We start from the raw sequence: 21,688 nt of genomic DNA on the forward strand, positions 1-21,688 counted from the left end.
CGATGTTTGATTCTGGCTTTCTCTTATTCATTCTACTTATTTGCGTTGGGTCCGAGAATGGAGAAGCCCGTTGCTAGCATCAATGGCGCAATGACCATACCGGCGTGACGCCTTCCCGGAAGGCACGGAGCATCACCAAAGCGACTTCGAAGTCGTACCCCTCTGCCACGTTAAAACAGGATTCGGAGAAAACAACATGTCATCTGCGCAAACTTCTGATGGACGTTCGGTCAAGATCCCGGGCCCAGATCATCCCATTGCCATTGAGGCAACCGCCGGACGCGTGATAGTGACCGTTGCCGGAGAAACCATTGCTGACTCCCGCAATGCTCTCACGTTGATCGAAGCGAACTACAACCCGGTCTACTACATCCCGCGTGGCGACGTGGACATGACAAAGCTGGCCGCGACAGATCATTCGACCTATTGCCCATACAAAGGCGACTGCTCGTATTTCTCCATCATCGCTGGCGGCGAGCGTTCTGTAAATGCGGTGTGGACCTATGAATCGCCTTTTCCCGCTGTGCAGCAGATCGAAAACTATCTCGCGTTCTATACCGAGCGAGTCGACTCGATCGGCGTAACCAGTGGCGCGTAATGTTCAAGCGAACTGTCCGTGAGTACCGCGTCGCCGCCAGCACTCTGAATGCAGCGCCAGGATCGGTCGCGCAGCGTAAGCCAGCCTACTTCTGGACTGCAACCGCAATCAGTGTGCATACCTTATGGACCAGCGCGGCGCCGGCCATGTTTTACCCGATATACGCAAGGCAATTTGGCCTGAGCGCCCCGACGGTTGCCGGCATATTCGCGGTCTATCCCGTCGTGGTAGTCATTGCATTGTTGCTTCTGGCTGACCTTCCCGAATGGGTAGGTAGAAGGACCACGATGTTAATCGGACTCGTCTGCTCGATCACTGGAGTCGCACTTTTCGCTGTGGCCGACGGTCCCTCACAACTTTTCGTGGGACGTGCTTTCATGGGTGCTGGGGTCGGCTTGTCAGCCGGGCCAGCATCGGCTGCGCTCGTGGATTTCTCCGCCATCTCTCGCCGCCACATTGCAAGCGCGTCCAACACTGCCGCGCAGGCAGTCGGGCTCGCGCTCGCCACACTGACGGGAGGCGCGCTGATCCAGTACGCTCCGCTGCCGCTACGTACGAATTACGTCACGCTGCTCGCCTTTCTGGTCGTCGTCTTCGCGTTCACCTTGCGCTTGCCGTCAGATGCGCCAGAGGCGAAGCCGTCGCGTTGGCGGATCCGCATCATCGGAGTACCGAAACCAATCCGACGCGTATTCTGGCCGTCTGCTGTAGCGTGCGTTTCGGCTTTCATGCTGGGTTCGGTTTTTCTGTCGGCAGGTGCACAGATTGCCCATGACCTCGTTAGTTCGAGCAACGCGCTCGTGAACGGATCGATCATCGCCCTTTTCGCGGCGGTCTGGGGACTGGCGAGCATCGCGCTCCAACGGATGCCGTTCCGTGGCACCGTACTGATAGGTGGAGTCTGCGCTGTAATTTCAATGACGCTTCTCGTTCGCGCGGGCACTGACCATTCACTCTCGCTGTTTCTGCTCTCAACGGCAATCGGCGGGGCAAGCTACGGTCTTCTTTTTCTCGGCGGGCTCGGAAGTCTCAACGCCGGCACGCCCGACATCAGCCGTGGCCTCGCTCTCTCATCCCTATACTTCTGTTGCTATTTTATGCAGGCGCTCACTGCATTCGTGTTGGGACTCGCCATTACCCGGTTTGGCATTTACCACGCTCTCCAACTGGTGTGCACGCTCATTGCCCTGCTCTCGGTTGTATCGGTGGCGTCCTTCTGGTGGCCGTTGATAATCAATCGGCCGACCGCCGCTACGCCGCCAACCTGACACCTTGCCGCAGCACCTCGCCGCGCACGTTATCTAAAGAAGCGGATTTCTCGATTCAGTGCCTAAATGCTGCACCTTTAAATCAGGTGCGTCATTGGTATTCGCTGACAGTAGCGCTCGTGCCGCCTGCATGTCGGCGATATCATTTCCTTCGACCATTTCGATCATGACGGGATAGATCGTGTTGAACGCGGAGTCCTGATTCCCTTTCACGTGCTCCAGCTTTGCGAGGCTAACCGCGCAACGCAATTTCAACGAAAAGAGCCCATAGTGCTCGGCACTCTCCATCGCGCGCACCAGCAATTGCTCCGCCTCGAGCAACCCAGGTTTCTTGCGATCCGACAGCAGAACCTCCGCCTTTGCCTTCAGCAGCTCCGGCAGCGAGCACTTGTCCCTCGTGCGAAGCGCGCGGTTCAACGATTCCTCGATAACGTCGGTGGCCTGCTCGATTTTTCCGTGCTTCGTCAACGCATCGACCATCGCTGTGACGAACGGCGTGAGCGATAGATAAAAGCGTTTGGAACCGATGTTTTCCATCGCCGGATAGATCAACTGGGCAAACGCTGACGTGTTTCCGGCACGCATTTCCATCAGGCCTTGCCACATCTGCGCACGCGCACGCCATGTGGAAATGCTGTGACGCCGGGTTTCAGCAGCGAGTGCGGCGACCGCCTCTTCGAGCGCACGGTCGTCCCCGCATAGAAGCGCGATCGTACACACTGCCTCGCTGAGCGCGTAACAGATGGAGACCGGGTGATCGAATTCCCGTGCCGACTCAAGTGATTGCTGAGCCATGACTCGCGCCTGATCGGGCTTTCCTCCAAGCCACAGCGCCAGAGCTAGCGAAGCACACGACAGCATTTTTTCGTCATAGAGAAACCGCATTCGCTGGGAGCGTGTCAGCGGCGTTTGATCGATTGCGGCTATCCTCAGCTGGTCGATAGCTCCACTCACATCGCCGGCAAATAGCCGGGACATTCCGGTCAGCCGATGCGCTGCAAGATGATCGCAGGGCCACGGAGATAACGAAGCGGCCTGGCGGAATCTTTCCGACAGCGCAATCGCACTCTCGAACTCTCCATTCAGGTAATGGCACATCCAGCGTCCCCACATACCCAGGAGTTCGAAGTCCAGATTGCCGATGTCTCCGGCTATGTCGATCGTCGACTGGAACGCATCGCCCGTATGAGCCGCGACGGTATGACACAGCAAACTCATTCCCCGAGCAGCGTAAAGCTTCATATGCCGCTCGTCGACCTCGGCGTCCTGCGTTGATAACCAGGCCAACGCCTCGTCTACTCTGGCTTGACATTCCTTGAGCAGGGCGAGATGCATCAGGAACGGAATGCTCGAAACCGTTAGCTGCACCGCTAGCGGCATAGCCCCATCAGGTCCGAAACACCACATCATGGCCGAGCGAAGATCATCCAGATGTTGACCATAGACATTCCTCCAATCGACATCTTCACCAGAAGACGCACGATGCCCGCCTGCCTCGAATATCTCCAGGCAGTAGCGCGCGTGACGACTCGACCATTCGCGTAGCGTGCCGCCTTCGTGAAGCTTCTCTTTCGCGTAAGCGCGCGTCGACTCGAGAAGCCGATATCGTACGTTGCCTGCGCTTGAGGTGACCGACACGAGCGACTTATCGACGAGCTCGATGATCGCAGCAATGACAAGGTCTGACGGGATATCCGGACAACTGACCATCAGTTGAGCGGACTCCATCGTAAACGTGCCGGCGAACAGGCTTAAACGGTTCAATACAGTTTGCTGAAGGTCCGATAGAAGGCTGTAACTCCAGTCGAGCGTAGCGCGCAAAGTCTGTTGCCTGGGAAGCGCCGTCCTCGCCCCGTGCGTGAGTATCTGGAATCTATTTTCCAGTCGATCCGCGACGCCCTGCAGTCCAAGCACGGGCACACACGCTGCCGCGAGTTCAAGCGCCAAAGGGATTCCATCAAGATGCCGACATATCCGGGATTCCAGTCTCAGTGCCGTGGCCGGATCCCAACTCAGACGAACATCAGCACCCGCGCGCTCCTCGAACAGTCGAACAGCACCAAATTCCCGTGCGTCGCTGCGATCGTCTTCGGGCGGTATTTCCAGCGACGGCACGCGGTAAACCACCTCTCCCGGTACCCGCAAGGGTTCACGACTCGTTGCCAGTACAGTTACGCGCGGCGCAATGCGCAGCAGTCTTTCAGCCATTCTTGCGGATGCATCAATCAGATGCTCGCAGTTGTCGAGCACCAGAAGCAGCCGCCGCGATAAGAGCGTCGGCGCCAGTCGATCGAGATTGGGCGTTCCATCGCCCGGGGGATAGCCCAGCGCAACGGCAATTGTGGTTGGCAGATAGTCGGCGGACGTCGTTGCTGCAAGCTCGGCTATAAAAACGCCGTCATCAAAGCTCGATATCGATTGACGCGCGGCCTCGAGGGCGAGCCGGGTTTTGCCGACGCCGCCTGATCCGACGAGAGTAATCAATCGGTGGCGGGTCAAGATACCGCGTACCTCTTCGACAGCAATCTCGCGGCCGATCAGCGGGCATATATCGGCGGGAATCGTCACGCCCGGGAAGGCTGGCTCATCTGCCTGTACGTTTGCCGGCCCGTTTGCCTTCGCTCCATTTCCGGTCAGTTCCCCGGTGAATTGATATCCCCTGCCAGTAACTGTGCGGATCGCAGAGCGGTCCTCCCCGAGTGCCCTTCTGAGCGCAGACACCTGGCCCTCTACCGTGTTGTCTTCCACCACGCGATTGTTCCAGACCGTCGCGATGATGTTGTCCTTGCTTAACACCGAGCCTCGAGACTGCACGAGGAACAGAAGAAGATCGAACGCTCGATCACCCACCTCGACTCTGACTCCTTTGTGCAGTAGCTCCCTTCTGCGCGGCACGACCATCGTAGCGCCGAAAGCGAAGTCATCGTGAAGGAAAACGGACGCGTCCATTGAGGGACCCTCGCAAATGGCGTAGTCATTCGAACTATGGAATGCGCCTTACGGCGCGGTGATGTTTGCCAGTAACTGAATACTTTGCCGCGCCCCCGAGTCGTATCTGCCGCTCGATCCTGCGAATCTCTCAGTCGCAAACCGGATCGGGTCGCGCTACACACGACGAACGGAAGAACACCAACTCACGCTCCCTGCGTCACCAGACGCATCGACCTTCTACCGATCCTTAAATGACGAACGGCTGTTCACTTTCGTTTTTTTTACAACCGCCGTAATCAGTCCACGAGCCAATCGGGGCCGTCAAAACGGCAGAATCCCCAAGCCGGCAACCGACAGATTTCACTTTGTAAGGCTATCCGGCCCACTGCTCCGCTCGGTCGCAGTCCAGATCAGAACTCTTCAGCTTTCGTACAAAACTGCGCGTGGCCGGCGGTTTAGATTGGTTGTGGTCACTCACTGCAGCGACGGCCGTCGCCACCCGTCAAAGTTCTTTCGGCATCTTCACCGATTGCAGTGTCACCGTCCATCCCGTTCTGGAATGAGCCCTATCCCAACTGAGGTCTATTTCGAATGTCCGGGAATGGCTAATGTCCTTCCGACGGCAAAAGACGACCGACAACCCTTCAACTGCCTGTAGAGGAACATCATGGATCATCTGTTCACACCAATCAAGCTCGGCGCTTATACCCTCTCTCACCGCGTGGTGCTCGCGCCGATGACTCGCCTACGGACCATCCAGCCAGGCGACATTCCTAGCCCGATGATGGCGGATTTCTACGGACAACGAGCGTCGGAGGGAGGCTTCGTCCTCATTGAAGGCGTCAGCATCTCCATCGTGGCCAGGTCCTACCTGGGCGCCGCGAGCTGGTTCGACGACAGCCAGACAGCCGGTTGGAAAGCGATCGTCAGGGCCGTTCACGCAAAAGGTGGCCGGGTCTTCATGCAGTTGATCCACGGTGGGCGGCAAAGCCATGTCGAAATGACCGGGGGCGTTGCGCCGGTGGCACCCTCGGTGGTGCCTTTCGAAGGTGTCGCGCTAACCAAAGACGGCTTCGTTCCCGTGTCGCCCCATCGGGCTCTGGACATCTCCGAGATCCCCGGGATCGTCGAAGAGTTCCGCGTTGCGGCGAAGCGGGCGCGGGACGCTGGCTTCGATGGCGTAGAACTGCATGGAGCAAATGGGTATCTCGTCGATCAATTCATTCAGGATGGCTCGAACAAGCGTACTGATGCTTATGGCGGACCGGTAGAAAACCGCGTGCGGTTTCTGCGCGAATGCGTCGAAGCATTGATTTCCGTGTGGGGCGCAGACCGGGTCGGCGTACGCATCTCACCATCTGGGGAGTGGGGTGACATTTCGGACAGTGATCCCGAAGCGACTTTTAGTCATGTCGCAAAGGTACTCAACGACTACGGTATCGCGTATATGCACGTCATCGATCCGCGGATCAAAGGCGACGAGACGCTTCACGAAGGACATGCCCCAGTCGCGGCGAAGTCGCTACGGGCATTTTTCAAACATCCCATCATTGCGGCTGGCGGGTTCGACGGAGCCAGCGCGGAAGCTCTGGTCGCCGCAGGCGATGCGGACCTCGTGGCATTCGGCAGGCACTTCACCTCCAATCCGGACTTGCCATATCGCCTGAAACACCGGCTCCCTCTCACACCGTACGTCAGAGCCGCGTTTTGGGGCGGCACTGAAAAGCACTACAGCGATTTCCCCACCTACGACGGCGTTAGCGCGGCCTGAAGAGCCCCCCCCTGCTTTTATTTCTCCCTGGAGACATTGACCATGACACGCAGCATTCTATTTTCCAAAGCCGGCGACCCTGAAGTCCTGGAATTTGTGGACACTCCATTGCGAGCACTAGCCGCAAACGAAGTCCACATCAAGGTCAAAGCGATTGGCATTAACCGCGCCGAGTCCATGTGGCGCACGGATGTTTATATTGAGCCTGTGACCTTCCCCGCCGGGCTCGGTTATGAAGCGGCCGGAATTGTCCAGGCAATCGGCGCAGAAGTGTCGGACCTCGCAGTAGGAGACGCTGTCAGTGTGATTCCATCGTTCTCGCAGAATCAGTACCACACGTATGGCGAAGAGATCGTCATGCCAGCATACGCGGTAGTTAAACACCCGGAATCCTTGACGTTTGAAGAAGCATCATCGATATGGATGATGTTCATTACCGCGTACGGCGCCTTGATTGAAGATGCGAAAGTCGGCAAAGGCGATGTCGTCCTGATTCCCGCGGCCTCCAGCAGCGTTGGCCTCGCGGCCATCCAGATCGCCAATTACGCTGGCGCGACAACGATCGCACTCACCCGCACGTCTGCGAAACGGTCGCAGCTTCTCGAAGCAGGCGCGACGCACGTGATCGCTACTCAGGAAGCAGATCTTGTTGCCGAAGTGATGCGAATCACAGATAACCAGGGCGCCAAAGTCGTATTCGATCCGGTCGGTGGATCGGACTTTCCGAAACTCATTTCGGCACTGGCCTTCCAGGGAATCGCCTATATCTACGGCGCGCTGGCTGACGAAGATACGCCCATTCCCGTGCTGACAATGATCGCCAAAATGCCAACGATCAAAGGACACAACATCTGGCTGACCACCGGTGACGAGACCCGTCGAAAAGCCGCAGTCGAGTATGTCAATGAGGGATTCGCTAGCGGACACCTTCGGCCAGTCATCGACCGGACCTTCGAGTTTTCTCAAATGATCGACGTTCACCGCTACCTGGAAAACAATGGCCAGTTCGGCAAGATCGTGGTGAAAGTCTAGTCAGCGGCCAGTACTACGCGTTCTCGCTGATATCTTTTCTTTTCAAAAGGGCACGCTGCTTGTCGTGTAGGGTCGTCGTGGTCGATGACCCTGCCGGCATTGCGCCGGGTGCATTGGTTGATCTAGTACTTTCACGCACTTTTAGTGCCGGTTCTTCCCGGACTTATTCGAGGCTCGGCGGCTGCGATCCGGAAACGCAGTCTTCCGCGAACGCAGCGAATTGCCGCGCTTTGCTGCTGGCAAGGCGCCCAGTGGGATAAACGGCCGACAGCATGATGGTGGGCAAGAGCCAATCGTCCATGACCGAAATGACGGCACCTGATTTCAGCTCAGGCGTAAAGGCCCATTCAGAAGCTACCGCGAGCCCTATACCTGAAAGCACAGCCGCGCGCACTCCCTCGGTCGCGGTTATCTTCACCCTCCCCTGCAGCTTGACGGACACTTCGGCCGTGGCCTTCCGGAACGTCCAGTCCTCACCTCCACCATCTCTCGTGTATATCACCGCTTGATGCGCCAACAGATCTGCTGGCGCTTCTGGGTACCCGTATCGTTCAAAGTATGCACGCGTGCCGATGACCCGGCGGCGCGCTTCGCCAATTCTGCGCGCCGTCATGTTCGAATCGGCCAGCACGCCCATCCTCAACGCGAGATCCACCCCCTCGTCTACCAGATCGATGTTGCGATCGTCGAGCACCATCTCGACATTCAGATTCGGGTGTTGCTCAAGAAACTCTGTCAAACGAGGGACAATATGCAATCTTGCGAAACATACTGCGGCCGAAACGCGTAGCTTTCCTGAAAGCGCGGATGCGGTTCCCCTCGCGGCAACGACCGCTTCGTCTGTCTCTTCAATGGCACGGCGGGCCCGTTGATAGAAACTCGCTCCGGCTTCCGTTGGGGTAAGGGCACGAGTAGATCGAAGCATGAGTCGTACGCCCAACCATTCTTCAAGTTGAGCCACCGCTTTTGAAACCGCCGGCTGACCGATATCCAGATGTCGTGCAGCAGCGGAGAAAGATCCGGTGTCAACAACGCGGATGAAAATCTCCATCGCCGCCAGACGGTCCATAACGATTCTCCATTGGAATATGTGTTATCCGATTTTGCACCTTTTGCGAACCAGCGTGAATGTTTAAATTAGCTCATACGACACTTTCGTTCGCGCCTAACATCATGTCGACAACAGAGAACGGTAATCAAAGCGGATCTGTGGAACACACCGACCTGAACGTCGAGCTAGTTGTCGCAGCGTCGAGAAAGGCAGCGTCGACAGCAATTTCTGCCGGCGACAGGGCACCGCTGTTTTCACTTGAAGACAAACGAATGGGCCTTATCGCACTCGAAGATTTGCTCTTGAAAGGACCGGTGATTGTGCAATTTCGCCGGGGTGCATGGTGCTCCTACGGAGATCACGCCACGGATGCCGTCGCGTCCGTCGATCAATCAGACTCAACCGAAAGAACGAGCGTCGTAGTGATAGAACCGCCATGCAGAGTGAGCGTGAAGTACCCGAGCCCGGCACTCCCCGTTCTGCTCGACGCGAACATGGCAGCGTCGAGGTCATATGGACTTGCATTTGAACTTCCGCAGAGCCTGAGAGCCTACTATTATCAATTGGGGTACACACCTCCCCAGACAATCGAAAAAGACACATGGCTAGTTCCCTTACCGGCTACTTACGTGATTGACCGTGACGGTATTGTTATATTTTCATATATCGACGTTGACTATCGGAAGCACTGTGGCTGCAAGGAACTTGTCGATGCTTTGAAGGCCGCGCAGACAAAACGTACCGCCAAATTTCGCACCTCTCTTGTTGCAAGCTGAGGTGCTCCCGATCTTCCACGCGGTGCAAAAAGCCACGACTCCTGATAAGACGCGTCACGGTTTTTTCGCACTCTTGGCGTTATTGCTTTAAAAGGACTTCCGTATGGATTCTTTGGACCTGTCTGGAAAAGTTGCCGTTATCACCGGTGCGACGAAGGGAATGGGGTTCGCGATTGCGGACGCGCTCGGTTCTGCCGGGGCTTCGCTCGTCGTATCGGGTCGGACGGCGCGGAGCGCTGCAGATGCCCAAGGCCGCCTCAAGCTGAAAGAATATCGGGTACGCGCGCTGACCATAGACGTGGGGAATCCGCAAAGCGTTGAAACCTTCGCCGAGCAGGCGAAGGATGCCTTCGGACGCGTCGACATCCTCGTCCTCAACGCTGCTGCAAACACTCCTGACGGGCCTATGCTGGCGCGAACCGCAGATGAGTTCGACACAGTCATGGCAACCAACGTGCGCTCTGCCTTGATGCTGGTGAACCTGCTCGCTCCGGGAATGGTGGAGCGCAAAGACGGCTCAATCATGTTCATGTCGAGTCGTGTCGCCAAACGTGGAACCGCGCTGCTTGGACTCTACGCGCTAGCAAAAGCGGCTATAGATCAGTACGTCCGGAATCTCGCTCTGGAACTCGGTCCTTCGAATATCAACGTGAATTCGATCTGCCCCGGGCCGGTCAGAACCGAGTTTTCGCGAATCTTGTGGGAAGATCCGGCCCGCGAAGCTCAGATATCTTCAGCGATCCCAATGCGTCGCATTGGTGAGCCACAGGACGTTGCAGGATTGGCGCTTCTGCTGGCTTCTCCAGCCGGGCGTTTTATTCACGGTCAAAACATCAGCGTCGACGGTGGCATGACAGCCTGACAGGCAATTGGGCATGCACGGGCGCAATTCCGTGCGACATCATGCAGCGAGTACCGATCGATCGCGTCAAAACCGGTGCCCAGTTACTCCTCCGGGTGCGGTTTTTCTAAACAGAGGCGTCGCGTCACGCATGTCTTTAACCGCCCCCACGCCGACTCGAAAAAATCTTCATGCGCCATCAACCTTAAGACAGAAGATTGCGAATTCGCCAGCGTCGCTCAGCCAGTGCTTCTCCACCGCCCAGCCCGAGCGTATCGCCAACGCTGAAAACGAGTCCACACTATATTTGTGAGAACTCTCCGTATGGATGCTCTCTCCCTCTCTAAAGACAAAGCTCCGACTCGCCACGTTGACCGTCTGGTTCCTGGTGCTTACCAGGTGCATCTCAATACGACTGAATTCGTCATTCCAGACCGCCGTGTGCTCGAACGAGTCCAGATCAAAGTTTCCGCCAAGCTCGCGATTGATCCGTGTCAGCAGGTTCTTATTAAAGCTTGCTGTAACACCCGCCGAATCGTCGTACGCGGCCAGGAGCGTGTCTAGTGGTTTGACCATATCGACACCGATGATAAAGCGCGAACCTCTCCCGAGCATTGTTCTCGCCGCCGACATAAAGCTGATCGCATCATCCCGACTGAAATTGCCGATTGTCGATCCCGGGAAAAAGCCGACCCGCGGCCCCTTAGGAAAATCGAAAGGTGTGTCAACCATCGTGATGAAATCCCCTTCGACCGGCATGACCCGTAGTGATGGATATTCGCTCGCGATTCTCGCTGCTGCCGCGGCGAGCGCCGCGTTGCTGATATCGATCGGGACATAGGTATGTACATGCTTCGCCGCATCGAGAAGCAGCCTGGTTTTCTCACTAGCACCGCTGCCAAACTCGACAAGAATCGAATTGGGTTTGACGAAGGCCGCCACGTCAGACGCGACTCTCTCAAGAAGTCGCTTTTCCACCCGCGTCACGTAGTACTCAGGTGTCTGACAGATCGCCTCGAACAATTCCGATCCCGTTTCGTCATAGAAGTACATCGGCGACGTGGTCTTCTGCTTTGCTGACAAACCGGATGTAATAGACTGTGCAAACTCCTCGTTTTCGCGCTCGCCATTGAAAACCGGGCTGGCATCCCGGGCCAGCCTGAGGCCGGCAAACATCCAGCGCTGCGACGGATAGTAGAAGTTCCGGTAGGTTGGTCGTACGTGACCCGGCGCGGATATTTGCGCGCCCCCTCGAAGAACCATCTGGCCGACCATAAACTTGCCGTTGTATTCGCCAATAGCGCCGGCTGGAATCCTGAAACCTGGATACGCGGAATACGCAGATTGCGTCCATTGCCAGACCGCCGTTTCCGTAACAGAAAGATGGCCCGCGACACACGCCACTTCCCATTCCGCTTCAGTCGGGAGTCGCGCTCCAGCCCACGTGGCGAAGGCGGCGGCTTCGTAGTAGCTGATGTGACGCACGGGCTCGTCGCGATTCACGGGCCGCATCCCGCCGAGCGTCATGGAATTCCATCCGCTGCCATCCTTCGCCTTCTCCCAGTATTCGGGTGCCTGCCACGACTTCGCCTGGACGACGGCCCAACCTTCGGAAAGCCATAGATCGGCTCTGGAATATCCCCCATCGGTCATGAAGTCCATCCACTGCCCATTGCTAACGAGCTTATCGCTAATCTCGAATGGCTCGATCCAGACTTTGTGTCGCGGCTTCTCGTTATCAAACGCAAAACCACCGTCATTCGTGCCAACCTCCAGCAGGCCGCCGCTATGCCGACGGAAGACTCCGTCGATGCTCGCAGACTGAACTGGCCAGTCGGCGCGATAGACCGGTTTCAACGGCGATTGGGCAAACAGATGAAGCAGATCCATCAGGAGAAGCTCCTGGTGCTGTTCCTCGTGAGCCAGGCCGAGCAGAACAAGTTCCTCGATGTCTGACCGGCCGGCCTCCGAAAGGAGCCATTCCATATGCCTGTCGACATGTGAACGATACGCAGCGATGGCGTCACTGGACGGTCGCGTCAATACACCTCGGCGATCACGCGGCTGCCGGTCGCCGACGGCGTCATAATAAGAGTTGAAGAGAAATGCGTATCCAGCGTCGAACACCTGGTAGCCGCGAAAGTACGGGACCAGAAGGAAAGTCTCGAAGAACCATGACGTGTGTGCCAGATGCCAGTTGACGGGACTGGCATCCGGCATTGATTGGACCACCCTGTCTTCTGGCGTAAGTTTCGCAATCAGTGCATCTGTAGCCGAACGAACCCGACGGAATGCACCGGACAGATCCTCGGCCGTGCTTGCCGTTGCCGCTTCAGGATCATCTGTCGTTTGGGAGGAAGCGAACGCGGCAGTGTGCTCTAAGTAGCTCATCGATTTTTCCAAGTGTGTGTCCGGCGCGTAACTGGACGACGACGCAGAGGGGCGATTCCAACGCTCAATGTCAGCGAATCATCATCTTCCAGAACGATGCAATCGCTGTCATGCGGCAAACCTGACAAGACCTGAGATCTGCTGATTCGCCCGTCAACTCACACGCATTCTGGTGGCGGCGCTGCGAAGCAGCCTCCTCATTTTCGCAAGCAGCCGGGGCTCGGTAACTTCGCGAAAGAATCGTGGTAGGCAAGCTGAAAATCGCTTACGCATCGAGTGTTCCAAAACGTGGGCGCGAGTTGTCGCTGAGTCGTTACTTACGATGGACATGTCGGGGCATCAACAGTACGGACTGGCTGATTTAAATGCAAAGACCTTTAAAGCACTGACCCCATGCCTTCAGGGCATGCCCCAACGAGCTCGTGGAGTGAGGCGGTGTCCCAATACTTCATCCTCGCGCAACGCGAGCTTTCAAATGACATTCAAATTGCGGATTCCGAATACCCGTCGAGGACGGACGGCGAGACGCTAGCCACACTCGCGGCTGCGTGACCTAGCCGCCCCGCATGCGCTGGACCTTTGCAGCCCACGTCAGGTCTTGTCAGTCATTTCCAAGGAACGTTCGAGCTGTTGCCGAAGAACTGTAAGTGAAGTAGCCACGTGTTCCACCATCGGCGGTACGCTGAACAATGTATTAGCCGATTCATGCCGGCTTCGAATGACGCTCATTCTCTTTCCCCTCTATGTCTATCAACCGCTGCCGCGTAGATTCACATCCATCGCGGCGCAGTGATCACCGTAGGCGCCCGCCTTTCCCCAACTGCGGAGATCCTCATGTCCTCTCAAGATTTCGTCGACGGGCAGCACGACGATTCAGCGTACGTTCCAGCCGACTCTTTACCGATAGCCGGATTGCTGGCTCTCGCAATGACGGGGTTCGTTGCAATCCTGACTGAGACGTTGCCTGCCGGGTTGCTTCCCGGGATCAGTCACGGTCTGTCTGTGTCCGAGTCCTGGGCCGGTCAACTCGTCACCCTCTACGCACTGGGCTCAGTCGCAGCAGCCATACCAATGACCGCTGCCACAAGGACCTGGCCGCGTCGCACTGTTCTGCTTCTCGCTATCGCTGGTTTCCTCGTGTTCAACACGATTACCGCTTTTTCGTCCTTTTACTGGCTAACGCTATTCGCACGCTTTATGGCGGGTGTAGCGGCCGGCGTAACGTGGGGCATCGTGCCGGGATATGCCCGTCGAATGGTTGCACCTCATCTGCAGGGACGTGCGATGGCACTCGCTCTTGTCGGTACGCCGGTCGCACTCGCTATCGGCGTGCCAGCCGGGACGTGGCTCGGCGATCTCGTAGGCTGGCGCATCGCGTTTGCAGTGATGTCCGCTTTCACCGCTGTGCTAATCGTTTGGGTTCTCAGAACCGCACCCCGGTTGCCGGGACAGACCGCCGGTGCTCAACTGAAGTTACGTGACGTCTTTATGCTTCCCGGCGTCCGTCCAGTCCTAGCCGTGATTCTCGCGTGGATGCTGGCGCACAACATCCTGTATACGTACATCGCCCCTTTCCTTGCACCTGCTCATCTGACAAGCCGCGTGGATGCCGTCCTTCTGGTGTTCGGCGGCTTCGCTATTGGCGGAATCTGGATCACAGGCACATTTATCGACCGCCGGCTCAGGACGCTGGTGCTGGCAAGCCTTGCGGCCTTCGCGTTTGCGTCGGCAGCGATGGGATTAGACGGCCAGTCACCGACCGTGCTTTACCTCGCGGTAGCCGTATGGGGACTCACCTTCGGAGGCGCGGCGACTCTCCTACAGACTGCATCAGCGGATGCCGCCGGAGAAAGGGCCTCTGACACCGCTCAATCGATGATTGTCACCGTTTGGAACGGCGCTATTGCAGGCGGCGGCCTGATTGGCGGAGTCATGCTTGAAACCACCGGAGTAGGTCCGATGGCATGGACGCTTCTTGTCTTACTCCTCCTCGCGCTTGGGATTGCCTGGATGTCGTGCACTCATGCGTTCCGGCCGGGCCAGCGTGTTTCACCGTGATAACGGACGGGTACGGTCAGGCCGATCACGTCGCGCTCGACCATAAACAGAATCCCGCAGGTTATCTCAGATCCCGGGCAGGATGCCAGAGCGTCGCTCCGTTACAGTGATCCGATGGCATCTGTGCCGGGTCTTAGTCCCACTGCGCATCAGCTATCTGAGGAGAACGATGATGCCGCCAGTTCGAGTGCAATGTCTCAAACTCGCGTTCCACGCGAAAAAACAACCGGTTCACCGGCGCAATACATCGCGCAATCGTGGCGTCGTTCAGTCTTCCAGTCCGCGATCGATATCAGATCGTCCACGAGTACAAGCATTCGTACATCGCAGCCGCCCCGCAATGGACGACCTGGTCCAGTTATGGAGATCAACGTGAAAACAACCGCCGAAGAAAACAAGTCACTTCTTCTGGAAGCCTTCGAAGTACTTTTCAACCGCCGCGACTATGTGGCAGCGTCGCAGTACTGGTCCGAGAACTACATTCAGCACAGTGCCCACATTGCGCCGGGCCGGGACGGCCTCTTCAATCTGATACGCACGCTACCCGACACCCTGCGATACGAGAATCAGCTTGTTGTGGCAGAAGGCGATTTCGTCATCGCACATGGGCGATTCTCCGGCCACGGCCGTCCCGCCGCGTGGATAGCCGCTGACATTGTGCGCTTCGAAAACGGCAAGCTCGCTGAACATTGGGACGTTCTTCAGGACGAGGCAACAGCCGCAGATTCAGCCAGTGGCCTCCCGATGTTCGGCGACAACTTCCCGTCGCAAACGGGCCGTGCAGATTAAAGCATTTGCAGGTGCCTACGACTGGGAGATGCCGGCCTCTCCCAGCATTCACGCACAGACCGCTCGTTCGACTCTGTGCACGCAAGACCTCCGCCGCTGTCGCCAGCGACCCCATGGGTTATCCCTTTCCCGAATACCGTAGAACGCATCTGACCAAGGAGAATTTCGATGAGCAATTTCAATCACTCAACGGCACCCACGCAATTTGTCGAAGCCAACGGTATTCGCTTTGCGTACCGCCGTTTCGGAAAGCAAGGCACCTTGCCGGTCGTTTTCAACCAGCACTTCACCGGAACAATGGACTATTGGGATCCAGCGGTGACAGACGGCATCGCGAAGACACGAGAAGTGATCCTGTTCAACAATGCGGGTATCTCAAGCAGTTCCGGCGAGGTCCCGACGACGATTCAGCAGATGGGTGCGAACGCGATCGCCTTCATCCGGGCGCTTGATCTGAACAGGGTGGACGTTCTCGGCTTTTCAATCGGCGGCATGGTCGCGCAGGAAATTGCGCTGCAGGCCCCGGCGCTGGTGCGACGTCTTATTCTGGTCGGCACAGGTCCTCGCGGCGGGGAAGGCATTGCACCGATGACTGAAGCTGCGGCGGCAATCTTCGCTGCTGCTTACGAGCCGCCCGAGCACCTGTGGCTAGCGGTGCACTTCGCGCCGTCGAAGACGAGTCAGGCAGCCGGACTGGCATTCCTCAAGCGCAAGCATTTGCGCCAGGAAAATCGCGACCCGGAAGTGAACGACAAGGTGGCGCCTGCCCAACTCGAAGCGCTCGGGAAGTACGGCGTTCAATTCGAGGGCGTGCTCGACTATCTGAAGGAAATCCGCCAACCGACGCTCATCGTGCAGGGCAACAACGACGTCATCGCCCCAACCATTAACTCGTACACGATGCAACAAACCATACCGAATGCCCAGTTGATTCTGTATGAGGATTCAAACCATGGCTCGTTCTATCAGTTTCCCGAGCGCTTCGTAGCTCAGGCCGAGTTGTTCCTGTCGGAGCCAGATAACCGGAGCTGAATGCCCTAAGAGACCAACCCGATGCACGCGGCACAGAAAAGCGAAACATCTTCGTTGAGATGAATCAAACGATATGAACTTCTCTCTGCCGCCCAGTGCAGTCTCTAGATAACGCCCAGCATTTCCTTCAATTGAGTCGCCCGGGTGCGACTCACCGGCACCGGCGTTCTTTGTGTGTCAGCCATGATCAGGCTGACGTTTTCTTCCGCTCTTATTAGTTCCACCGCGAACGCAAGGCTCACGATATGGCTGCGATGAACCCGTAGATAAATACTGCTATCAAGCCTGCGTTCGAGATCAGACAGAGAGAGATTAGAAAGATAATGTTCGCTTTGCGTGACGATCGTCGTGTAGTGCCCGTCGCCCTGAAACCTCACGACGTCTTTCAGGTCGATCAGAATCACGCGATTTCTCTGGTAGACCGGAATTTTGAATAGCCGTCTTGGAGCGGCTTCCCGATTGATCTGAGGCGGTTCAACGGGCTCGGTCGTGATATCGGTTACATCGTAGAAGATCATGCACGTCCCACATGGCCCCTGATTGCCGGCCATTTTGGACACCTTGATCATCAGTATCCGGTCTGGAATATTGATCATCATTGCAACGGGCGGCGGCGACTTCACAGGGCAACCCGTTGGTTCCTTCGACTGCAGCAGGAAGCGCAGCTTGTCCCTGCTCTTCTCCGGATGGAGTTCCAGAACGTCCATGCCAAGCAGTTTGTCCTGAGCGACACCCAAAGACTGCTCTCCCGCCGGCCCCAGTATCTGGGCTGCGACATCGTTGAACGCGATCACATGTCCGTGTGCATCGAGCCAGACCATTCCCGGATTGAACTGCTCCAGCTTGTGCTGGAAGGTCTCGTTGTGGCGCAACCCGGACGCGGGCAATGAAGGTGTCGAACTCGGGTCCAGCGGGTTCATGCGGGGTCTCCTGCCCGAAGAAATTTTCGCAGAGTACGGGCTTTTCGAAATTTGTATGCCTTTTCCGGCGTTCACGCAAGCTTTCGGCCCGCTGATGCGGGTAAAGCCGACGTTCACGAAATACGGATTGAAATGCTGCGCTGCGCTGTGTCATGTGCGTTCGCACACGCTGCATCGGCATGTTTTCGCCCGATTGCATTTCATGCTTCCCAACCGATAGTTCACGCGTCCATTCCGCCGTTGGAGAACTGCCTCTGAACCACCGTGCCGTCCTGTGAAATGCTTCCGGTCTACAGGCCCATGACGCTTTTGCAGACTGGCCGATGACGATCAGGAGACCCACGTGATTCCTCGCCCGTTCGAATACCACGCTCCCCACAGCCTGTCCGAAGCCATCACGTTGCTGAACCAGCACGGCGACACCGCGAAGCTTCTGGCGGGCGGCCACAGCCTGCTGCCGATGATGAAACTGCGCTTCGCGCAACCGGATCACCTGATCGATCTGGGGAAACTCTCCGAACTCAAGGGCATTCACGAAGCGGGCAATGAAATCCGCATCGGCGCGATGACGACGGAGAATGAGCTGATCTGGTCCGCTTTACTGCAGGCGAAGTGCCCGTTGCTCGTCGAAGGTGCGCGCCAGATCTCGGATCCCCAGGTGCGCTATCGGGGCACCATCGGCGGCGACATCTCACACGGCGATCCGGGCAACGATCATCCGGCACTGATGATTGCCCTTGATGCGTCGTTCGTTCTCGCGGGCCAGCACGGTGAGCGGGTCGTGCCCGCCGACGGCTTTTTTCTCGGCACCTACATGACGCTGCTCGAAGCCGGCGAAATCATGACTGAAATCCGCATTCCGACGCCCACGGCTGGCACCGGCTCTTGCTACGCGAAACTCAAACGGAAGACCGGTGACTTCGCCACGGCGGCAACCGCGGTCACGCTGCGCATGCAGGGCGGCCGCGTCGCCGAGGTTCGCATTGTGCTGACCAATGTCGGCCAGACCGCGCTGCGCGCTACCGGCGCCGAGCAATCGCTGATGGGCAATGCACTCGACGAGGCTGCGATCGACAACGCCGCGCGGCTCGCGATGAGTATCTGCGAGCCGGCTGAAGACCTGCGCGGCGATGTCGAATACAAGACCGCGATGGCGGGCGAAATGACGCGGCGCGCGTTACAGACCGCGCTCGCGCGCACGGCAGATTGACAGGCGTTCCAGTCGCCGACAAGGAGAAAATCGATGAGCAAGAAAACCATGGTGTCGTTCATGTTGAACGGTACGGCGGTCGACGTGGTGGTCGAGCCGCGCGAACTGCTGATCCATACGTTGCGGGAAAAATGTCTGCATACCGGGCCGCACATCGGCTGTGAGACGTCACACTGCGGCGCATGCACGGTGGACGTGAACGGCATGTCGGTCAAGTCCTGCACGCTGTTGACGGTACAAGCCGAAGGCGGCGAACTGACAACGGTCGAAGGGCTCGCGAAAGGCGGCGAACTGCACGCGCTGCAAGAGGGATTCATGCAGGAGCATGGCTTGCAGTGCGGCTTCTGTACGCCCGGCATGCTGACACGGGCATGGCGTCTGTTGCAGGAAAACCCCAGTCCGACCGAACAGGACATCCGCTACTGGATGGCGGGCAATCTCTGCCGCTGCACGGGCTACCAGAACATCGTGAAAGCGGTTCAGTACGCTGCCGCGAAGTTGCGTGGCGAAGCGGTCGAGAGCTCGCATCCGCTCATGTCCGACGTATCGGCGCGTTGATACCGGGAGACATGTGATGGGAAATATGGAAACCAGTCTCGATCGTCTCGCCGCGCTGGAAGGCATGGGCTGCTCGCGCAAACGCCGCGAGGACCCGCGCTTCATCCAGGGCAAAGGCACCTACGTCGACGACGTCAAGATGCCCGGCATGCTGTTCGGCGCCATGGTGCGCAGCCCTTATGCTCACGCGCGAATCCTCAAGATCGACACCACGCGTGCGCTCGCGCACCCCGGCGTGCACGCCGTGCTGACCGCCGAAGACCTCAAGCCACTCAAGCTGCACTGGATGCCCACGCTCGCGGGCGACGTTCAGGCGGTGCTCGCCGACGCCAAAGTCGTATTCCAGAATCAGGAGGTCGCGTACGTCGTGGCCGACGATCGTTACATCGCCGCCGATGCCGCTGAACTGGTCGAAGTGGAATACGAAGAACTGCCCGTGGTGGTGGACCCGCATAAGGCGCTCGCGCCCGATGCACCCGTGATCCGCGAAGACATCCGCGACAAGCAGTTCGGCGCACACGGTGCACGCACGCATCCCAATCACATCTTCACGTGGAATGTCGGCGACAAGGACAAGACCGCGCGCGCGTTCGAGAACGCAGATGTCACCGTGCGGCAGGATATGCTCTATCCCCGCGTGCATCCATGCCCACTCGAAACCTGCGGCTGCGTGGCGTCGTTCGACAAGGCACGCGGAGACCTCACGGTCTATATCACGTCGCAGGCACCCCACGTCGTGCGCACGGTGGTCGGCATGCTGTCGTCGATACCGGAATCGAAGATCCGGATCATTTCACCGGACATCGGTGGAGGATTCGGCAACAAGGTCGGCGTGTATCCCGGCTACGTGGTGACGATCGTCGCGTCGATCGTGCTGGGACGCCCGGTCAAGTGGATCGAGTCGCGCGCGGAAAATCTCAGCTCGACCGCATTTGCCCGCGACTATCACATGACCGGCGAACTGGCTGCCGACCATAACGGCCGCATCAAGGCGCTGCGCGTGCATGTCATCGCGGACCACGGCGCATTCGACGCCTGTGCCGATCCCACCAAATGGCCCGCCGGCATGTTCCATGTCTGCACAGGCTCGTACGACATTCCGAATGCGTTCGTGTCGGTCGATGGCGTCTATACCAACAAGTTTCCAGGCGGCGTCGCCTACCGATGTTCGTTCAGGGTGACCGAAGCCGTCTACCTGATTGAACGCATGGTCGACGTGCTTGCGCAGAAACTCGGTATCGACAAGGCCGAAATCCGTCTGCGCAATTTCATCCGCAAGGAACAGTTTCCGTTTTCGACTCCGCTCGGCCTCGACTACGATTCGGGCGACTACGAACCGGCGCTCAAAAAGGTGCTTGCCGCTGTCGACTATCCTGCCCTTCGTGCCGAGCAGGCCGCCCGTCGCGCGGATAAAAACGCCGAGTGGCTGATGGGAATCGGCATTGTCACCTTCACGGAAATCGTCGGCGCGGGTCCGTCGAAAATGTGCGACATCCTCGGCGTCGGCATGTTTGATTCGTGCGAGATTCGCGTGCATCCCGACGGATCGGCGATTGCGCGGATGGGGACGATCACGCAAGGTCAGGGACACCAGACCACGTATGCGCAGATCATCGCGTCCGAAGCCGGCATTCCCGCGTCGGTGATTACGGTCGAGGAAGGCGACACGTCCACTGCGCCGTACGGACTTGGCACTTACGGGTCGCGTTCGACGCCCGTTGCCGGCGCCGCGATTGCACGGGCATCGCACAAGATCCGGGAGAAGGCGCGACAGATCGCAGCGCATCTTCTCGAGGCGAGCCCCGATGACGTGGAATTCGATCTCGACCGCTTCGTGCTCAAAGGGTCGCCTGAGCAGTTCAAAACGCTCAAACAGGTTGCGTGGGCCGCCTACAACAATGTACCCGAAGGCATGCAGATGGGCCTCGAAGCAGTCGACTATTACGACCCGCCCAACTTCACGTTTCCATTCGGCGCATATCTGTGCGTGCTCGACGTGAACCGCTATACCGGCGAAACACGCGTGCGGCGTTTTTATGCGCTCGACGACTGCGGAACGCGCATCAATCCGATGATCATCGAAGGTCAGATTCATGGCGGCCTGACGGAAGGCTTTGCCGTCGCAATGGGGCAGGAAATGCCCTACGACGAGGCAGGCAATCTTCTCGGCGGCACGCTGATGGATTACTTCATTCCCACCTCCGTGGAGACGCCGCACTGGGAGACGGATTTCACGGTGACCCCGTCACCGCATCATCCGATTGGTGCAAAAGGCGTGGCCGAATCGCCGCACGTCGGCTCGATACCGTGTTTCACCTCAGCCATGGTCGATGCGTTCGCGCACCTGGGCGTCACGCACATGAATATGCCTCACAACGCGTATCGCGTCTGGCAACAATGCCGCGCGCTCGGGCTCGCGCGTCAATGACGTGTCAGTTCATTCCATCGCTACCGACGTCGAA

At 57.9% G+C, this 21,688-nt stretch carries 16 protein-coding genes; 12 read left to right on the plus strand and 4 right to left on the minus strand.

What is annotated here, in order from left to right:
- The first annotated feature begins 196 nt into the window (after positions 1–196).
- Both LMG28727_RS10580 and LMG28727_RS10585 read left to right on the plus strand, forming a co-directional pair.
- On the plus strand, positions 197–598 hold the full coding sequence (locus LMG28727_RS10580) for a DUF427 domain-containing protein (protein WP_201642249.1): 402 nt from the start codon (positions 197–199) through the stop codon (positions 596–598).
- Positions 598–1,866: an MFS transporter gene (locus LMG28727_RS10585; protein WP_201642250.1), complete on the plus strand. Its 1,269-nt coding sequence runs from the start codon at positions 598–600 to the stop codon at positions 1,864–1,866. Before LMG28727_RS10580 ends, LMG28727_RS10585 begins: the two co-directional genes overlap by 1 nt.
- 33 nt (positions 1,867–1,899) lie before the next feature.
- Here LMG28727_RS10585 and LMG28727_RS10590 read toward each other — a convergent pair whose 3' ends face one another.
- A complete protein-coding gene (locus tag LMG28727_RS10590; RefSeq protein WP_201642251.1) occupies positions 1,900–4,815 on the minus strand; it encodes an ATP-binding protein in 2,916 nt (971 codons plus the stop codon).
- A 649-nt stretch (positions 4,816–5,464) separates the two neighbouring features.
- Here LMG28727_RS10590 and LMG28727_RS10595 point away from each other — a divergent pair.
- A complete protein-coding gene (locus LMG28727_RS10595) occupies positions 5,465–6,568 on the plus strand; it encodes an alkene reductase (RefSeq protein WP_201642252.1) in 1,104 nt (367 codons plus the stop codon).
- A 42-nt stretch (positions 6,569–6,610) separates the two neighbouring features.
- Positions 6,611–7,600 carry a zinc-dependent alcohol dehydrogenase family protein gene (locus LMG28727_RS10600; protein WP_201642253.1) on the plus strand — a complete coding sequence of 330 codons (990 nt, stop codon included), beginning with the start codon at positions 6,611–6,613 and terminating at the stop codon, positions 7,598–7,600.
- A 163-nt stretch (positions 7,601–7,763) separates the two neighbouring features.
- Here the strand turns inward: LMG28727_RS10600 and LMG28727_RS10605 are convergent, their stop codons facing one another.
- Positions 7,764–8,669 (minus strand): LysR family transcriptional regulator, encoded by a 906-nt coding sequence (locus tag LMG28727_RS10605; RefSeq protein ID WP_201642254.1) that lies wholly within the window; start codon positions 8,667–8,669, stop codon positions 7,764–7,766.
- A gap of 59 nt (positions 8,670–8,728) precedes the next feature.
- Here LMG28727_RS10605 and LMG28727_RS10610 point away from each other — a divergent pair, with 59 nt between their 5' ends.
- Positions 8,729–9,427, plus strand: coding sequence for a redoxin domain-containing protein (locus LMG28727_RS10610; protein ID WP_201642255.1), 699 nt, complete (start codon positions 8,729–8,731; stop codon positions 9,425–9,427).
- Between the two features lie 103 nt (positions 9,428–9,530).
- On the plus strand, positions 9,531–10,289 hold the full coding sequence (locus LMG28727_RS10615) for an SDR family NAD(P)-dependent oxidoreductase (protein ID WP_201642256.1): 759 nt from the start codon (positions 9,531–9,533) through the stop codon (positions 10,287–10,289).
- 168 nt (positions 10,290–10,457) lie between these two features.
- Here the strand turns inward: LMG28727_RS10615 and egtB are convergent, their stop codons facing one another.
- The gene (gene egtB, locus LMG28727_RS10620) at positions 10,458–12,671 is read right to left on the minus strand and encodes an ergothioneine biosynthesis protein EgtB (RefSeq protein WP_201642257.1); all 2,214 of its coding nucleotides are present in this window, start codon (positions 12,669–12,671) and stop codon (positions 10,458–10,460) included.
- 822 nt (positions 12,672–13,493) lie between these two features.
- On the opposite strand from egtB, the gene LMG28727_RS10625 reads away from it, so the two are divergent.
- From LMG28727_RS10625 to LMG28727_RS10635, 3 genes are all read left to right on the plus strand, one after another.
- The gene (locus LMG28727_RS10625) at positions 13,494–14,717 is read left to right on the plus strand and encodes an MFS transporter (RefSeq protein ID WP_236591695.1); all 1,224 of its coding nucleotides are present in this window, start codon (positions 13,494–13,496) and stop codon (positions 14,715–14,717) included.
- A 372-nt stretch (positions 14,718–15,089) separates the two neighbouring features.
- Positions 15,090–15,506 carry a nuclear transport factor 2 family protein gene (locus tag LMG28727_RS10630; protein ID WP_236591696.1) on the plus strand — a complete coding sequence of 139 codons (417 nt, stop codon included), beginning with the start codon at positions 15,090–15,092 and terminating at the stop codon, positions 15,504–15,506.
- 168 nt (positions 15,507–15,674) lie between these two features.
- A complete protein-coding gene (locus LMG28727_RS10635; RefSeq protein WP_201642259.1) occupies positions 15,675–16,538 on the plus strand; it encodes an alpha/beta fold hydrolase in 864 nt (287 codons plus the stop codon).
- 104 nt (positions 16,539–16,642) lie between these two features.
- Here LMG28727_RS10635 and LMG28727_RS10640 read toward each other — a convergent pair whose 3' ends face one another.
- On the minus strand, positions 16,643–17,458 hold the full coding sequence (locus LMG28727_RS10640) for a LytTR family transcriptional regulator DNA-binding domain-containing protein (protein ID WP_201642260.1): 816 nt from the start codon (positions 17,456–17,458) through the stop codon (positions 16,643–16,645).
- Between the two features lie 343 nt (positions 17,459–17,801).
- Here LMG28727_RS10640 and LMG28727_RS10645 point away from each other — a divergent pair, with 343 nt between their 5' ends.
- Genes LMG28727_RS10645 through LMG28727_RS10655 form a run of 3 tightly spaced genes read left to right on the plus strand, consistent with a single transcriptional unit; the run spans position 17,802 to position 21,654 of the window.
- Positions 17,802–18,668 carry an FAD binding domain-containing protein gene (locus LMG28727_RS10645; RefSeq protein WP_201642261.1) on the plus strand — a complete coding sequence of 289 codons (867 nt, stop codon included), beginning with the start codon at positions 17,802–17,804 and terminating at the stop codon, positions 18,666–18,668.
- Between the two features lie 33 nt (positions 18,669–18,701).
- Positions 18,702–19,226, plus strand: a complete 525-nt coding sequence (locus LMG28727_RS10650; RefSeq protein ID WP_201642262.1) for a (2Fe-2S)-binding protein — start codon at positions 18,702–18,704, stop codon at positions 19,224–19,226.
- Positions 19,227–19,242: 16 nt separating this feature from the next.
- Positions 19,243–21,654, plus strand: a complete 2,412-nt coding sequence (locus tag LMG28727_RS10655) for an aerobic carbon-monoxide dehydrogenase large subunit (RefSeq protein WP_201642263.1) — start codon at positions 19,243–19,245, stop codon at positions 21,652–21,654.
- The last annotated feature ends 34 nt before the right edge of the window (positions 21,655–21,688 follow it).

The sequence above is a fragment of the Paraburkholderia metrosideri genome (genome assembly GCF_904848625.1).
In the GTDB taxonomy this organism is placed as follows: domain Bacteria; phylum Pseudomonadota; class Gammaproteobacteria; order Burkholderiales; family Burkholderiaceae; genus Paraburkholderia; species Paraburkholderia metrosideri.

Bases quoted from the DNA above. Each gene is read 5' to 3' on its own strand.
- LMG28727_RS10615 (WP_201642256.1), top strand. From the start codon at position 9,531: ATGGATTCTTTGGACCTGTCTGGAAAAGTTGCCGTTATCACCGGTGCG.
- LMG28727_RS10625 (WP_236591695.1), top strand. From the start codon at position 13,494: ATGTCCTCTCAAGATTTCGTCGACGGGCAGCACGACGATTCAGCGTAC.
- LMG28727_RS10605 (WP_201642254.1), bottom strand. From the start codon at position 8,669: ATGGACCGTCTGGCGGCGATGGAGATTTTCATCCGCGTTGTTGACACC.
- LMG28727_RS10585 (WP_201642250.1), top strand. From the start codon at position 598: ATGTTCAAGCGAACTGTCCGTGAGTACCGCGTCGCCGCCAGCACTCTG.
- LMG28727_RS10590 (WP_201642251.1), bottom strand. From the start codon at position 4,815: ATGGACGCGTCCGTTTTCCTTCACGATGACTTCGCTTTCGGCGCTACG.
- LMG28727_RS10640 (WP_201642260.1), bottom strand. From the start codon at position 17,458: ATGAACCCGCTGGACCCGAGTTCGACACCTTCATTGCCCGCGTCCGGG.
- LMG28727_RS10655 (WP_201642263.1), top strand. From the start codon at position 19,243: ATGGGAAATATGGAAACCAGTCTCGATCGTCTCGCCGCGCTGGAAGGC.
- LMG28727_RS10600 (WP_201642253.1), top strand. From the start codon at position 6,611: ATGACACGCAGCATTCTATTTTCCAAAGCCGGCGACCCTGAAGTCCTG.
- LMG28727_RS10650 (WP_201642262.1), top strand. From the start codon at position 18,702: ATGAGCAAGAAAACCATGGTGTCGTTCATGTTGAACGGTACGGCGGTC.
- LMG28727_RS10635 (WP_201642259.1), top strand. From the start codon at position 15,675: ATGAGCAATTTCAATCACTCAACGGCACCCACGCAATTTGTCGAAGCC.
- LMG28727_RS10580 (WP_201642249.1), top strand. From the start codon at position 197: ATGTCATCTGCGCAAACTTCTGATGGACGTTCGGTCAAGATCCCGGGC.
- LMG28727_RS10610 (WP_201642255.1), top strand. From the start codon at position 8,729: ATGTTTAAATTAGCTCATACGACACTTTCGTTCGCGCCTAACATCATG.
- LMG28727_RS10595 (WP_201642252.1), top strand. From the start codon at position 5,465: ATGGATCATCTGTTCACACCAATCAAGCTCGGCGCTTATACCCTCTCT.